We start from the raw sequence: 572 nt of genomic DNA on the forward strand, positions 1-572 counted from the left end.
GGACGACCGCGGCCAGCATGGAAGAGATCACCGCCACGGTGAAGCAGAACGCCCACAACGCCGAGCAGGCGCATCAGGTGGCGAAGACGATGTCAGATACCGCTGACCGCGGCAGCGAGATGGTCTGTTATGTCATTGAGAAGATGCGCGATATCTCCGGCAGCGCCGACCGTATCGCCGATATCCTCAGCGTGATCGACGGTATCGCCTTCCAGACCAATATTCTGGCGCTGAATGCCTCGGTGGAAGCCGCCCGCGCGGGCGAGCAGGGGCGCGGCTTTGCGGTGGTGGCCGGAGAGGTGCGTAACCTCGCCAGCCGTAGCGCCGATGCGGCAAAAGAGATCCGCACGCTCATCAGCGATTCCCAGGCGCACGTCAGCGAAGGCAGCGAACTGGCGCAGCAGGCGGGGGAAACCATGGACGAGATCGCCAACGAGGTGATGCGCATGACCCGCCTGATGCGTGAGATCGCCAATGCGTCGCACGAGCAGAGCCGTGGTATTGAGCAGGTGAATATTGCGGTCAACCAGATGGACGAAACCGCGCAGCAAAATGCGGCGCTGGTCCAGCAA

Annotated in this window: 1 protein-coding gene; it reads left to right on the forward strand. The window is 62.6% G+C overall.

The genetic code is table 11. The annotated features are described in order from the left end of the window. On the forward strand, positions 1-572 hold a 572-nt coding region (locus tag C3418_RS24595; RefSeq protein WP_258040187.1), incomplete at both ends, for a methyl-accepting chemotaxis protein.

Source organism: Aeromonas sp. ASNIH8 (genome assembly GCF_002919855.1).
GTDB lineage: Bacteria > Pseudomonadota > Gammaproteobacteria > Enterobacterales > Aeromonadaceae > Aeromonas > Aeromonas caviae.